Genomic DNA, 12,851 nt, shown 5'->3' on the forward strand with positions numbered 1-12,851 from the left:
GTGCGGAAGCGGGGCCTCCCAGGGAGGGAGCCGTGCGCTCACGGTACGCGGCACCACCGACGCCCACCGTGCCGCGTGGGAGGGGTCCGCTCTGGGCGTAACGCCGTGAGCAGAGGCCCTGTTCCGTGCCCGTTCCGGACCCCGCCCCGAGCCTGCGACGGGCGGGGAGGACGGGTCCTCTCTCAGGCGGCGGCGTCGGTGCGCGGGCCGGCCGGCCCGGCGGAGCGGCGGGCGGCCGCCGCGCGCATCGCGCGGAGGCTGGTGCGCCGCAGCGCCAGGGCGCGGTGGACGTAGTCCAGGCCGGTCGCCACGGTGAGCACCACGGCCGCGGCCATCACCCACCACCGCACCGTGCCGAACAGGCCGTCGAACGGGAGGGTGTAGAGCCCGATGGCCAGCGCCTGGACGACGGTCTTGGCCTTGCCGCCCCGGCTGGCGGCGATCACGCCGTAGCGGATCACCCAGAAGCGCAGCAGCGTCACGCCGACCTCGCGGACCAGGATCGTCAGCGTGACCCACCACGGCAGCAGCGCCAGCACCGAGAGGCCGATGAGGGCGGTACCGGTCAGCGCCTTGTCGGCGATGGGGTCGGCGAGCTTGCCGAACTCGGTCACCTGGCCGGTGCGCCGGGCGATCATCCCGTCGTAGCGGTCGGTGATGATCGCCAGCGCGAAGACGAGGGTGGCCCAGTAGCGCCGCTCGTCGTCCATCCCGCCGTCGGTGAACAGCAGGGCGGCGAACACCGGCACCATGGCCAGCCGCAGGACGGTCAGGGCGTTGGGCAGGTTGACCACCCGCGCCGACTGGGGCGGCGTGGCGGCCGGGTCCACCGCATCGTTCATGCGCGCACCGCGGGCACCAGGGCCGTGGCCACCAGGTCCACGCCCTCGGTGCCGACGACCTCGGCGGCGACCACCTGGCCGGCGACCGCGCCTGCGGGCACCCCGGTGACCGTCGTCGTCCCGTCGGCGTCGGGGTCCTGGTGGGCCGCGTGCCCGGCCCACGCCCCGGCGCCCTCGTCGGCGGGGAGGTCCTCGGTCAGGAGCACCTCGACCCGCTCCCCCAGCCGGTCCTCGGCGCGCTGCGCGGTGAGCTCCTCCACCAGGTCGGTGATCCGGCGGACGCGGGCGTCGATCTCGGCCTGGTCGAGCTTGCCGGGCAGGCCCATCGCCTCGGTGCCCTCCTCGTCGGAGTAGCCGAACACCCCGACGGCGTCGAGGCGGCCCGCGACGAGGAAGCGCTCGAGCTCGGCGACGTCGTCCTCGGTCTCCCCCGGGAAGCCGAGGATGACGTTGGTACGGAAACCGGCGGTCGGCGCCAGCGCGCGGGCGCGCTCGATCAGCGCCAGGAAGTCGTCGGTCCCACCGAAGCGGCGCATCCGGCGCAGCAGCGTCGGCGAGGAGTGCTGGAAGGACAGGTCGAAGTAGGGGGCTACGACAGCGCCTGGCCCGCCGCCACCCGCGATGACCTCGAGCAGGCCCGGCCGCAGCTCGGCCGGCTGGAGGTAGGCCACCCGGACCCGGGCGATGCCCTCGACCGCGGCCAGCTGCGGCAGCAGCTGCTCCAGCAGCCGCAGGTCCCCGAGGTCCTTGCCGTAGGACGTGGAGTTCTCGCTGACCAGCACCAGCTCGGTGACGCCCTGGGCGGCCAGCCACTGCGCCTCGCCGAGCACCTCCGCGGGTGGTCGGGAGACGAACGAGCCGCGGAAGGCCGGGATGGCGCAGAAGGCGCAGCGCCGGTCGCAGCCGGAGGCGAGCTTGAGCGCAGCCGACGGGCCGGAGGCCAGCCGGCGCCGCTGCAGCCAGCCGTGGCCGGGGATGGCCGGCGCCGGGCCCTCCCCCACCCGCCCAGCGGCCACGGCCGCGGGGCGCTCGACCGGGCTGAGCGGCAGCAGGGTGCGCCGGTCGCGGGGGTCGTGCGGAACCAGCGGGCGGCCGGTGAGCACGTCGTCGAGCCGGTCGCCGATCGCCGCGTAGTCGTCGAAGCCGAGCACCGTCGCCTCGGGCAGCGCGCCGGCCAGCTCGGAGCCGTACCGCTCGGCCATGCAACCGACCGCGACCACCCGGGCGCCGGAGTCGGTGGCGGCCAGGATCGCGTCGACGGAGTCCTTCTTGGCCGACTCGATGAAGCCGCAGGTGTTCACCAGGACGGCGTCGGCGCCCTCGGCGTCCTCGACCAGGCGGTACCCGCCGACGGCCAGCCGACCGGCCAGCTCCTCCGAGTCGACCTCGTTGCGGGCACACCCGAGGGTCACCACCGCCACGGTGCGGGCAGGGTCGGTCGGAGGTGTCACCGGTCCATCCTAGGCCGCTCCGCGGCCCCCACCGGGACGGCGAGGGGACGGCCCCCTGCAGGGCCCCGTCGCGAGCTCGCGGGTGACGGGGGCAGGGGGTCCTTCTTCACCCCTCGGTGCCGCGGAGGGTGTACATCACCGACTCGAGCTCGTCGGGCTTGACCAGCACGTCGCGGGCCTTGGAGCCCTCGGACGGGCCGACGATGCCGCGGCTCTCCATGAGGTCCATGAGCCGGCCGGCCTTGGCGAAGCCGACCCGCAGCTTGCGCTGCAGCATCGACGTGGAGCCGAACTGGCTGGTGACGACGAGCTCCACGGCCTGGATGAGCAGGTCGAGGTCGCCACCGATGTCCTCGTCGATCTCCTTCTTCTCGCCATCCGCGGCGCTGAAGACCTCCTCGCGGTACTCCGGCTCGGCCTGGCGCTTGGTGAACTCGACGACCGCCTCGATCTCGGCGTCGGAGACGTAGGCGCCCTGCACGCGCATCGGCTTGCCCGCGCCGATCGGCAGGAACAGGGCGTCACCCATGCCGATCAGCTTCTCCGCGCCGGGCTGGTCGAGGATGACCCGGCTGTCGGTGAGGCTGGAGGTGGAGAACGCCAGCCGCGAGGGCACGTTGGCCTTGATCAGGCCGGTGACGACGTCCACCGACGGGCGCTGGGTGGCGAGCACCAGGTGGATGCCGGCGGCACGCGCCTTCTGGGTGATCCGGACGATCGACTCCTCGACGTCGCGCGGGGCGACCATCATCAGGTCGGCGAGCTCGTCGACGATCGCGAGGATGTAGGGGTAGGGCCGGTAGACCCGCTCGCTGCCCGGGGGCGCCACGATCTCGCCGCGCTCCACCTTGCGGTTGAAGTCGTCGATGTGCCGGACTCCGGTGGCCCGCATGTCCTGGTAGCGCTGCTCCATCTCCTCCACCAGCCAGGCCAGCGCGGTCGCTGCCTTCTTCGGGTCGGTGATGATCGGCGTGATCAGGTGCGGGATGCCGTCGTAGGGCGTGAGCTCGACCATCTTCGGGTCGACCAGGATCATCCGCAGCTGGTCGGGCGTGGCCCGCAGCAGCAGCGAGGTGAGCAGCGAGTTGACGCAGCTGGACTTACCGGCGCCGGTGGCACCGGCGACCAGCAGGTGCGGCATCTTGGCCAGGTTCGCGCAGACGAACCCGCCCTCGATGTCCTTGCCCAGGCCGACCAGCATCGGGTGCGGGTCCTGCTTGGCCACCTGCGAGCGCAGCACGTCGCCGAGGCTGACCATCTCGCGGTCGACGTTGGGCACCTCGACGCCGACGGCGGACTTGCCCGGGATCGGCGCGAGGATCCGGATGTTGTCGTTGGCCACCGCGTAGGCCATGTTCTTGGTCAGCGCGGTGATCTTCTCGACCTTGACCGCGGGGCCCAGCTCGATCTCGTAGCGGGTGACCGTCGGGCCGCGCGTGAAGCTCGTGACGGCGGCGTCGATGTTGAACTGCTCGAGCACGCCGGTGATGGCCTCGATCGCCGCGTCGTTGGCCGCCGAGCCCTTCTTCGGCGGGTCGCCGGCGCGCAGCACGGAGACCGAGGGCAGCGTGTACTGGCCTTCGACCGGTTCGATGCGCAGCTGCTCGGGCTCGGTGATCGGCTCGAGCTCCTCCGGCGGCGCGGTCCGGTCGACCACCGCCGGACGGCGGGCCGGGACCGGTGGCGGCGGCGGCTCGTGGCGCACGGCCTCGGGCGCCTCGTCGAGCGCCGCGTGGTCGATGGCCGGCAGGGTCTCGACCGGGCCGGTGTCCATCAGGTCGTCCGACAGCGACTTGCGGCGGGCGCGACGCGGCGCCGGCGGCTCGGCCGGCTCCTCGTCGGTCTCCCAGTCCTCGTCGTCGTAGGCGTCCTCGTCCTCGGCCTGGCCGAGCAGGCGGTCGGCCAGCTCGCGCAGCCGCTCGGGGATCTGGTGCACCGGCGTGGCGGTCAGCACCAGCAGGCCGAAGAAGGCCAGCAGGACCAGCAGGACGACGGCGACGACGGTGCCCACGCCGGCGACCAGCGGCGTGGCCGCGGCCCAGCCGACCAGGCCGCCGGAGCCGGGCCGGTCCTGCGACGGCACGGCGCCCTCGCCGACGACCTGGGCGATGCCGAGCACCGACACCACCAGGCAGAGCCAGCCGATCGCCAGTCGGCCGCGCGCCTCGGGACGCGGTCCCCGGCGCAGCAGCCGCAACGCGGCGAGGAAGAGCACGACCGGAAGCACCATGACCAGCGAGCCGACGATCCAGCGCACGGCTCCGGCGAAGACGGCGCCGACCGGACCGATGCCGTTGCTCCAGGCGGCCGCGCCGAGGACGACGGCCAGGCCCAGGACGGCCAGGCCGACGCCGTCGCGGCGGTGCTCCGGGGCCAGCGGCTCGGCCTCCTCCGGGCGGGCGACCGAGCGGGCCAGCCCGCCGGCGCCGCGGGCGAGCAGTGACCAGCCGCCGCTGACGACGCTCCACAGACCGGGACCGGACTTCTTGGAGGCGGGCTTGCGGCCGCCGGCGGCGGGTCGCTTCGCGGGCGGGCGCTTCCGGGACCCGGTCGACCCGGAGCCCGAGCGTCCGCGCGCGGACGACCGGCCCGAGGGTCGGGTCGTCGTCGTGCGAGCAGGCATGCGTCGACGGTAATGGCCGCAGGCCCGCCCCGACGGCAGGCGACGCGTGTCCGCGTGCCAAGCGGCGGGGAACGGTTCGTCGCAGCTCGACTACAGCGTGGCGCCCTGGTCGCCGATGGAGCGGCCCGCTGGACCGGCACGCGCCGGGCGCCGTACACCCTCTGACAGGAGGAGGTGGCCGACGGCGCGGGCCCAGGGCGTGGACGGCGACGGGTTCGACGCCCAGGCGGCCCACGCCGCGCACGGCGCGGAGCTCTGCCGGTTCGCGCTGCGGCAGCGGCGACGGCGGCGCCGCCCAGGACGTCGTCCAGGAGGTGCTCCTCCGGGCCTGGCGGGCGGCCGACGGCTACGACCCGCGGCTGTCGAGCCTGCGCACCTGGCTGTTCGCGATGCCCGCAACGTCGTCGTGGACGAGGCCCGGCGGTTCGCCGTCCGGCCCTGGCAGCGGACGCTGCCCGACGGCCCGCGCACCGACGTCCCCGGCGTGGGGGCGTCGACGAGGCGGTCGTCGACGCACGGGTCGTGGAGGAGGCGCTGCGCCGGATCGGCGAGGACCACCGGACGGCGATCCTGCGGACCCACCTGCGCGGCCGGCCGCGGAGCTCGGCATCCCCGTGGGCACGCTGCGCAGCCGGGTGTTCTACGGGATGCGGGCACTACGGCTGGCGATGGAGGAGATGGGGGTGGAACCGTGAGCGGGCCGGGAGAGCACCGGGCGTCCCCTAACAGCTGGGCTGGTACGCCCTCGGCCGCCGCGCTGACGCGGGTGACCGATCCGCGGTCGATCCGCACCTCGTCCTCCCGGGGTGCCGGACGAAGCGCGATACGCAGCCGGGAGCCGCGGCGTTCGGTCAGACCTCGAGGACGGTGGGGATGATCATCGGACGGCGGCGGTAGGTGTCGGACACCCACTTGCCGATCGTCCGGCGGATCACCTGGGAGAGCCGGTGCGGGTCGGTCTCGCCGTCGGCCAGCATGCGGCGCAGGTTCTCCTCGACCAGCTGCAGCGCCGGGTCGAAGACGCTGGGGTCGTCGGCGAAGCCGCGGGCGGAGAGGTGCACCGGGCGCACGATGGTGCGCGTCGACGGCTCGATGACGACGGTGAGCGCGACGAACCCCTCGTCGCCGAGGATCCGCCGCTCCTGCAGCGACTCCTCCCCCACGTCGCCGACGTTGAGGCCGTCGACGTAGACGTCGCCGACCGGCACCGACCCGACGATCACCGCCTTGCCGTCGACCAGGTCGACGACGACGCCGTTCTCGGCGAGCAGCACCCGGTCGGTGGGCATGCCGGTCTGCTCGGCCAGCGCCGCGTGCGCCCGCAGGTGCCGCCACTCGCCGTGGACCGGCATCAGGTGCCGCGGCTTGGCGACGTTGAGCAGCGTCCGCAGCTCGCCGGCCGGGGCGTGGCCGGAGACGTGGACCCGCGCGGTCTCCTTGTGCACGACGGTCGCACCCAGCCGGGCCAGCCCGTTGATGACCTTGTAGACGGCGGTCTCGTTGCCCGGGACCAGCGACGACGCCAGCACGATCGTGTCACCGGCCTCGATGGTCACCTGGTGGTGCTCGCCGCGGGCCATCCGCCCGAGCGCCGACAGCGGCTCCCCCTGCGACCCGGTGCTGATCAGCACCACCTGCTCCGGGGGCATGCTCGTCGCCTCGTCCAGGCTCACCATGAGCCCGGGCGCGACGCGGAGCAGCCCGAGGTCGCGGGCCACGCCCATGTTGCGGACCATCGAGCGGCCGACGAACGAGACCTTGCGGCCGTGCATCTCCGCGGCGTCGAGCACCTGCTGGATGCGGTGCACGTGGCTGGCGAAGCTGGAGACGATCAGCCGCTGGGTGGCCCGCCGGAACACGTCCTCGAGCACCGGGCCGATCGACCGCTCCGGCGTGACGAAGCCGGGGATCTCCGCGTTGGTGGAGTCGGCCAGCAGCAGGTCGATGCCCTCGAGGCCCAGCCGGGCGAAGGCCCCCAGGTCGGTGAGGACGCCGTCCAGCGGGAGCTGGTCCATCTTGAAGTCGCCGGTGTGCACCAGGACCCCCGCCGACGTGTGGACGGCGACGGCCAGCGCGTCGGGGATCGAGTGGTTGACCGAGATGAACTCGCAGTGGAACGGGCCTGCGATGTGGTCGTCGCCGGCCGCCACCTCGACCAGCACCGGGTCCAGGCGGTGCTCCCGCAGCTTGGCCTTGACCAGCGCGAGGGTGAACCGGGAGCCGACCAGCGGGATGTCGCCCCGCATGCGGAGCAGGTAGGGGATCGCGCCGATGTGGTCCTCGTGCCCGTGGGTGAGGACGACGGCGACGACGTCGTCGAGCCGGTGCTCGATGACCCCGAAGTCGGGCAGGATCAGGTCGACGCCGGGCTGCTCGGCCTCGGGGAAGAGCACGCCGCAGTCGATGACCAGCAGCTTGCCGTCGAACTCGAGGACGGCCATGTTGCGGCCGATCTCCCCGAGCCCGCCGAGCGCCATGACGCGCAGGCCGCCGGCCGGCAGCGGCGGGGGTGCCTGCAGGTCCAGGTGGGGCTGGGTGGTCGAGGTGGTCACGGGGTCGCGCTCACAGGTGGATGCCTCCGTCGGCGAGGTCGGCGCGCAGCTGCGCGAGTTGTTCGGGGGTGGCGTCGACCAGCGGCGGGCGCACCGGGCCGGCCGGGAGGCCCAGCTCGCCCAGCGCCGCCTTGGTCAGGATGACGCCCTGGGTGCGGAAGACGCCGGTGTAGAGCGGCAGCAGGCTCTCGTTGACCGCCCGGGCCTTGACCAGGTCGCCGGACTCGACGGCCGTGATCAGCTCGGCCATCCGCGGGCCGGCGAGGTGCCCGACCACGCTCACGACGCCCACGGCGCCGACCGCCAGCAGCGGCAGGTTGAGCATGTCCTCGCCGCTGTAGTAGGCGAGGTCGGTGCGGGCGAGGGTCTGCATCACCGCGCCGAGGTCGCCCTTGGCGTCCTTGACCGCGACGATGCGCGGGTGCTCGGCGAGCCGGGCGAGCGTGTCGACCTCGATGGGTACGACCGAGCGCGGCGGGATGTCGTAGAGCATCACCGGCAGGTCGGTGGCGTCGGCGACGGCGGTGAAGTGCCGCAGCAGACCGGCCTGCGGGGGCTTGTTGTAGTACGGCGTCACGACGAGCAGGCCGTGCGCGCCCAGCCGCTCGGCCCGGCGCGCGTTCTCGATGGTGTGCGCGGTGTCGTTGGTGCCGACGCCCGCGACCACGGTGGCGCGGTCGCCCACGGCGTCGAGCACCGCCTCGAGGACGGCGTGCTGCTCACCGTCGCTCAAGGTGGGCGCCTCACCGGTGGTGCCGAGCACGACCAGGCCGTCGTGCGCCTGTCGGTCGACCAGGTGGGCGGCGAGTTCCTGGGCGCCCGCGAGGTCGATCGAGCCGTCCTCGGCGAAGGGGGTCACCATCGCGGTGAGCACACGCCCGAAGGGCCGGGCGGGGTCACTGGTCATGCCCAGAATCTACCGACCCGTCCTGGGCGACACGTCGGCCTCGGTGGCTGCGCGCGCGTACTCGGACACCGCGTACCGCAGCCCGGTGGTCGACGTCGCCCAGCCGGTCCCCGGGGTGCGCGACACCCGCACCCACTCCTCGCCGAGTGCGGGCGCCCACGTGTCGCCGTCGACGTCGGTGTCGACGTCGGTGACGACCGCCCGGTCGGCGTGCGGGAGGAAGGCGGCGTAGACCCGGCCGCCGCCGATCACCCACAGGTCGCCGGCGTCGTCGCGGGCCAGCACCTGCGCCACGTCGCCGGCCCGCTCGGCGCCGTCGGCGGCCCACGTGGGGTCGGTGGTGAGGACGACGTTGCGCCGTCCGGGCAGGGGGCGGAACCGCTCGGGCAGGGACTCCCAGGTGCGCCGGCCCATGACCACGGCCGAGCCGGTCGTGAGCTGCCGGAACAGGCGGAGGTCCTCGGGCAGGTGCCACGGCAGCCGGCCGTCGGTGCCGATCACCCCGCCCCGGGCCTGGGCCCAGACCAGCCCGACGGCCCCGCCCCCGACCACCCGAGCCTCAGACCGCCACCGCGGCGCGGATCGCCGGGTGGTGCCGGTAGTCGCGCAGGGTGAAGTGCTCGTAGGTGTAGTCGAACAGCGACGGCGCCGGGGCCAGGTCGAGGGTCGGGAAGGGCAGGACCTCGCGGGAGAGCTGCTCGCGGACCTGCTCGACGTGGTTGCTGTAGACGTGGCAGTCGCCGCCGACCCAGATGAAGTCGCCGGGGGCCAGGCCGACCTGGGCGGCGACCATGCGGGTGAGCAGCGCGTAGCTGGCGATGTTGAACGGCACGCCGAGGAACATGTCGGCGCTGCGCTGGTAGAGCTGGCAGGACAGCCGCCCGTCGGCGACGTGGAACTGGAACAGCGCGTGGCAGGGCGCGAGCGCCATCTCCGGCAGCGCGGCGACGTTCCAGGCGGAGACGACCATGCGCCGGGAGTCCGGGTCGGTGCGCAGCGTGTCGAGGACGCCGGCGATCTGGTCGACCTGCTCGCCGCCGGGTGTGGGCCAGGACCGCCACTGCACGCCGTAGACCGGGCCGAGCTCGCCCTCCGGCGAGGCCCACTCGTCCCAGATGCTGACCCTGTTCTCCTGCAACCAGCGCACGTTGCCCTCGCCGCGGAGGAACCACAGCAGCTCGTAGGCGATGGAGCGGAAGTGCACCGACTTGGTGGTGACCAGCGGGAACCGCTCGGAGAGGTCGTAGCGCAGCCGCTCGCCGAACAGGCTCACCGTGCCGGTGCCCGTCCGGTCGGACTTGGGCGTGCCCTCCTCGAGCACCCTGTGCAGCAGGTCCTCGTACTGGGTGTCGATCGGGCCCTCGGTCGCACTCGCCACGACCCGAGCCTACGGGCGGGAGCCGACACCGGAGCGCGACTCCGGTCACCTGCCGGTCGCTCCCGTCCCACCGGTCAGACTCGTCACCGTGGACTGGTGGGGCGTGCCTGCAGCGGCGGTCGGCGGGCTGCTCCTGCTGTGGGGCGTCCTGCTGCTGCTGCTGTGGTGGGCGCGGCCGCCGGACCTCACCGTCCGGGAGGCGCTGCGGCTGCTGCCCGACCTGGTCCGGCTGGTGCGCCGGCTCGCCGCGGACCGCTCCCTGCCGCGCGGCGTGCGGGTGCGGCTGTGGCTGCTGCTGGCCTACCTGCTCTCGCCGGTGGACCTGGTGCCCGACGTCGTCCCGGTCCTCGGCTACGCCGACGACGTCGTCGTGGTGGCACTGGCACTGCGGTCGGTGGTGCGCGCGGCCGGTGCGCCCGCCGTGCAGCGCGCCTGGCCCGGCGGACGCGCGGGTCTCGCCGTCGTGTCGCGGCTGGCCGGCCTGCCCGACTAGGGGACCCCCCGGGCCACGGCCGCGGCCAGCTCCGCGGCCAGGTCGCCGCGCTCCCCCACGACGACCGCGTCGAGCAGCATCCACCCCGCCATGAGCGCCAGCTCCTCCGCGAGTGCGGCGGCCACCTCGGTCCGGTCCACGCCGTCCTCGGCGAACGCCGCCTGGACCCGCAGCACGCCGGCCTGCCGGTCGGCCTTGAGGTCGACCCGGGCGACCAGTCGGTCCCCGAGGAGGAACGGCAGCACGTAGTACCCGTGCACCCGCTGGGCGGCCGGCGTGTAGATCTCCAGCCGGTACCGGAAGCCGAAGAGTCGTTCCACGCGCGGCCGCTCCCAGACCAGCGAGTCGAACGGGCTCAGCAGGGCCCGCGCCCGCACCCAGCGGGGACGGCGCGCCTCCGGGTCCAGCCACGCGGGAGCGCTCCAGCCGGCCACCTCGACGGGGACCAGCTCGCCGGTGTCGACCAGCTCGGCGATCGCCGCCCGCGCCGCCGGGGGACGGAGCCGGAAGTAGTCGCGGAGGTCCCGCTCGGTGGCCACGCCGAGGGCGCGCGCGGCGGTGCGCACGAGCTCGCGGACGGCGTCGGCCGGCTCCGGGGTGGGGACCTGCAGGACGGTGGCCGGCAGCACCCGCTCGGTGAGGTCGTAGACGCGCTCGAAGCCCGCCGTCCGGCCCCGGGTGGTGATCACGCCGGTGTAGAAGAGCCACTCGAGAGCGACCTTGCCGGCGTGCCAGTTCCACATGCTGCCGGGCCGGTCCGGTCGCGGCTCGGCCAGGTCGCTGGCCTTGAGCGGGCCGGCCGCCCGCACCCGCTCGAGCACCTCGCTGACGTAACCCGGCCGCTCCCGCTGGATCCGGACCATCGAGCCCCAGGCGTGCTCCTCCGCGGCGGCCATCCGCCAGCGCAGGTACGGGTGCAACCGGACCGGCAGCAGCGAGGCCTCGTGCGCCCAGTACTCGAACAGCTCCCTCCGGCGCCCGGCGAGGTCGTCGAGCGCCTGGCGCGGGTAGGGCCCCAGCCGGCTGAAGGCGGGCAGGTAGTGGGCGCGGGAGAGCACGTTCACCGAGTCGATCTGGAGCACCGCCAACCGGGACGTCATCCGGCGCAGCTGCCGGCCGTCGACGACACCCTGGGGCCGCGGGTCGGCGAATCCCTGCGCAGCCAGGGCGATGCGACGGGCCAGGGCGGCCGGCAGCCGGTCGGTGACGGGTGCTCCCACGGCCGACGATCCTGCCCGGCGCCGCTGACAGGGCGGAGAGCCACCCCGCCGGGCCTACGCTGCCTGGCGTGCAGCCGACCTCGCCGTTCCCCCGTCGGTCGGGCATCGCCGAGGTGTCGGTCCGCCCGGCCCGCCCCGGCGATGCCCCGGCGGTCGCCCGCGTGCAGGCGGTCACCTGGCGGACGGCGTACCGCGCCGTCCTCCCGGCGGAGGTGCTCGACGGCTGGGACGAGGCAGCGGCCGCGGACGCGTGGCGGGCGGCGATCGCCGCACCGCCCACCCCCGGGCACGGTGTCCTCGTGGCCGTGGAACGGGACCTGGTGGTCGGCTTCGCCGCCCACGGCCCGGCGGAGCTCACCGGGGAGGAGCGCCCCCACCCCGCAGGACCCAGCGGGGAGGTCACCACCCTGCTCGTCGAGCCCCGGTGGGGACGGCGGGGGCACGGCAGCCGGTTGCTGGCCGCGGTCACGGACCTCGCCCGGGGGGGCGGGACGGCGCGGCTGCAGGTGTGGCTGCCGGAACAGGACGCGGTGTCAGCGGACTTCTTCGAGTCCGCGGGCTGGGCCCGCGACGGCTGGGTGCGCACGCTGGACACCGGCGGGACGCCGCTGCGCGAGGTCCGCTGGCACACGTTGCTCGAGGAGGCGGACGGGAGCCGATGACGTTCCAGGGGTTCCCCGACGAGGGACTGGTCTTCTACGAGGGGCTGGAGGCCGACAACAGCAGGACCTACTGGACCCGCAACCGCCACGTCTACGACGCCTGCGTGCGGGCGCCGATGCAGGCGCTGCTCGACGAACTGGCCGACGAGTTCGGCACGCCGAAGCTCTTCCGCCCCTATCGGGACGTGCGCTTCAGCAACGACAAGACGCCCTACAAGACGCACCAGGGCGCGGTCGTGAACCCCGACGGCCGCGGGGCCGGTGCCTGGTACGTGCAGGTGTCCGCCGACGGCCTGATGGTCGCCGGCGGGTGCTGGCTGCTGGAGTCCGACCAGGTGGCCCGCTACCGCCGGGCCGTGGCCGACGACGTCCAGGGACCGCGCCTGCAGGCCGAGGTGGACCGGCTGGCGGCGGGCGGGTGGTCGATCGCCGGTGAGCGACTGGTGCGGGTGCCCTCCGGCTTCGACCGGGACGGTGACCGGGCGGACCTGCTCCGGCACAAGTCGCTGCACGCCGCGAGGCACTGGGAGCCCACCGACTGGTTGCACGAGCGCCGGGCGCTCGAGGAGGTCCGGACGTCGTGGCGGGACGCCAACGCCCTGAACGCGTGGCTGGCGGACAACGTCGGCGCGACGACGAAGGAGCCGCGCGCCCGCCGGTGAGCCGGCGGATCGCGCCGGCCCCGGACACGTGGACCCGCAAATGCCTGACGGGCCCTCACCG

At 74.4% G+C, this 12,851-nt stretch carries 12 protein-coding genes; 4 read left to right on the forward strand and 8 right to left on the reverse strand.

The features are described 5' to 3' along the window. Positions 1-182: 182 nt before the first annotated feature. The 3 genes from pgsA to ACWIX3_RS22780 form a co-directional block, all read right to left on the reverse strand. Complete coding sequence (pgsA, locus tag ACWIX3_RS22770) at positions 183-842, reverse strand: CDP-diacylglycerol--glycerol-3-phosphate 3-phosphatidyltransferase (RefSeq protein WP_448609627.1); 660 nt, start codon at positions 840-842, stop codon at positions 183-185. After that, positions 839-2,293, reverse strand: a complete 1,455-nt coding sequence (locus ACWIX3_RS22775; RefSeq protein WP_448609628.1) for a MiaB/RimO family radical SAM methylthiotransferase — start codon at positions 2,291-2,293, stop codon at positions 839-841. Before ACWIX3_RS22775 ends, pgsA begins: the two co-directional genes overlap by 4 nt. A 106-nt stretch (positions 2,294-2,399) precedes the next feature. After that, positions 2,400-4,916, reverse strand: coding sequence for a DNA translocase FtsK (locus tag ACWIX3_RS22780; protein WP_448609629.1), 2,517 nt, complete (start codon positions 4,914-4,916; stop codon positions 2,400-2,402). A gap of 314 nt (positions 4,917-5,230) precedes the next feature. On the opposite strand from ACWIX3_RS22780, the gene ACWIX3_RS22785 reads away from it, so the two are divergent. Then, positions 5,231-5,611, forward strand: coding sequence for a hypothetical protein (locus tag ACWIX3_RS22785; protein WP_448609630.1), 381 nt, complete (start codon positions 5,231-5,233; stop codon positions 5,609-5,611). Positions 5,612-5,767: 156 nt separating this feature from the next. On the opposite strand, the gene ACWIX3_RS22790 is transcribed toward ACWIX3_RS22785, so the two are convergent. From ACWIX3_RS22790 to ACWIX3_RS22805, 4 genes are read right to left on the reverse strand one after another with little or no spacing between them, the layout of a single operon-like run. Next, a complete protein-coding gene (locus ACWIX3_RS22790) occupies positions 5,768-7,468 on the reverse strand; it encodes a ribonuclease J (RefSeq protein ID WP_448609631.1) in 1,701 nt (566 codons plus the stop codon). 10 nt (positions 7,469-7,478) lie between these two features. Next, a complete protein-coding gene (gene dapA / locus ACWIX3_RS22795; protein WP_448609632.1) occupies positions 7,479-8,375 on the reverse strand; it encodes a 4-hydroxy-tetrahydrodipicolinate synthase in 897 nt (298 codons plus the stop codon). Positions 8,376-8,384: 9 nt separating this feature from the next. Continuing rightward, the gene (locus ACWIX3_RS22800; protein ID WP_448609633.1) at positions 8,385-8,927 is read right to left on the reverse strand and encodes a dihydrofolate reductase; all 543 of its coding nucleotides are present in this window, start codon (positions 8,925-8,927) and stop codon (positions 8,385-8,387) included. A 7-nt stretch (positions 8,928-8,934) separates the two neighbouring features. Then, a complete protein-coding gene (locus tag ACWIX3_RS22805) occupies positions 8,935-9,753 on the reverse strand; it encodes a thymidylate synthase (RefSeq protein ID WP_448609634.1) in 819 nt (272 codons plus the stop codon). Between the two features lie 88 nt (positions 9,754-9,841). Between ACWIX3_RS22805 and ACWIX3_RS22810 the strand changes: the two genes are divergently transcribed. Then, complete coding sequence (locus ACWIX3_RS22810; protein ID WP_448609635.1) at positions 9,842-10,246, forward strand: DUF1232 domain-containing protein; 405 nt, start codon at positions 9,842-9,844, stop codon at positions 10,244-10,246. Here the strand turns inward: ACWIX3_RS22810 and ACWIX3_RS22815 are convergent. Then, positions 10,243-11,466 carry a winged helix-turn-helix domain-containing protein gene (locus tag ACWIX3_RS22815; protein WP_448609636.1) on the reverse strand — a complete coding sequence of 408 codons (1,224 nt, stop codon included), beginning with the start codon at positions 11,464-11,466 and terminating at the stop codon, positions 10,243-10,245. The two genes, ACWIX3_RS22810 and ACWIX3_RS22815, sit on opposite strands and share 4 nt — an antisense overlap. Before the next feature lie 68 nt (positions 11,467-11,534). Here ACWIX3_RS22815 and ACWIX3_RS22820 point away from each other — a divergent pair, with 68 nt between their 5' ends. Together ACWIX3_RS22820 and ACWIX3_RS22825 are read left to right on the forward strand one after the other, a co-directional pair. Continuing rightward, complete coding sequence (locus ACWIX3_RS22820; protein WP_448609637.1) at positions 11,535-12,128, forward strand: N-acetyltransferase family protein; 594 nt, start codon at positions 11,535-11,537, stop codon at positions 12,126-12,128. Continuing rightward, positions 12,125-12,790 (forward strand): DUF2461 domain-containing protein, encoded by a 666-nt coding sequence (locus ACWIX3_RS22825; RefSeq protein ID WP_448609638.1) that lies wholly within the window; start codon positions 12,125-12,127, stop codon positions 12,788-12,790. Before ACWIX3_RS22820 ends, ACWIX3_RS22825 begins: the two co-directional genes overlap by 4 nt. The last annotated feature ends 61 nt before the right edge of the window (positions 12,791-12,851 follow it).

The sequence above is a fragment of the Geodermatophilus sp. URMC 60 genome (assembly GCF_053502585.1).

Coding starts and splice junctions, on each gene's coding strand:
- ACWIX3_RS22780 (WP_448609629.1), bottom strand. CDS start 4,916: ATGCCTGCTCGCACGACGACGACCCGACCCTCGGGCCGGTCGTCCGCG.
- ACWIX3_RS22825 (WP_448609638.1), top strand. CDS start 12,125: ATGACGTTCCAGGGGTTCCCCGACGAGGGACTGGTCTTCTACGAGGGG.
- dapA (WP_448609632.1), bottom strand. CDS start 8,375: ATGACCAGTGACCCCGCCCGGCCCTTCGGGCGTGTGCTCACCGCGATG.
- pgsA (WP_448609627.1), bottom strand. CDS start 842: ATGAACGATGCGGTGGACCCGGCCGCCACGCCGCCCCAGTCGGCGCGG.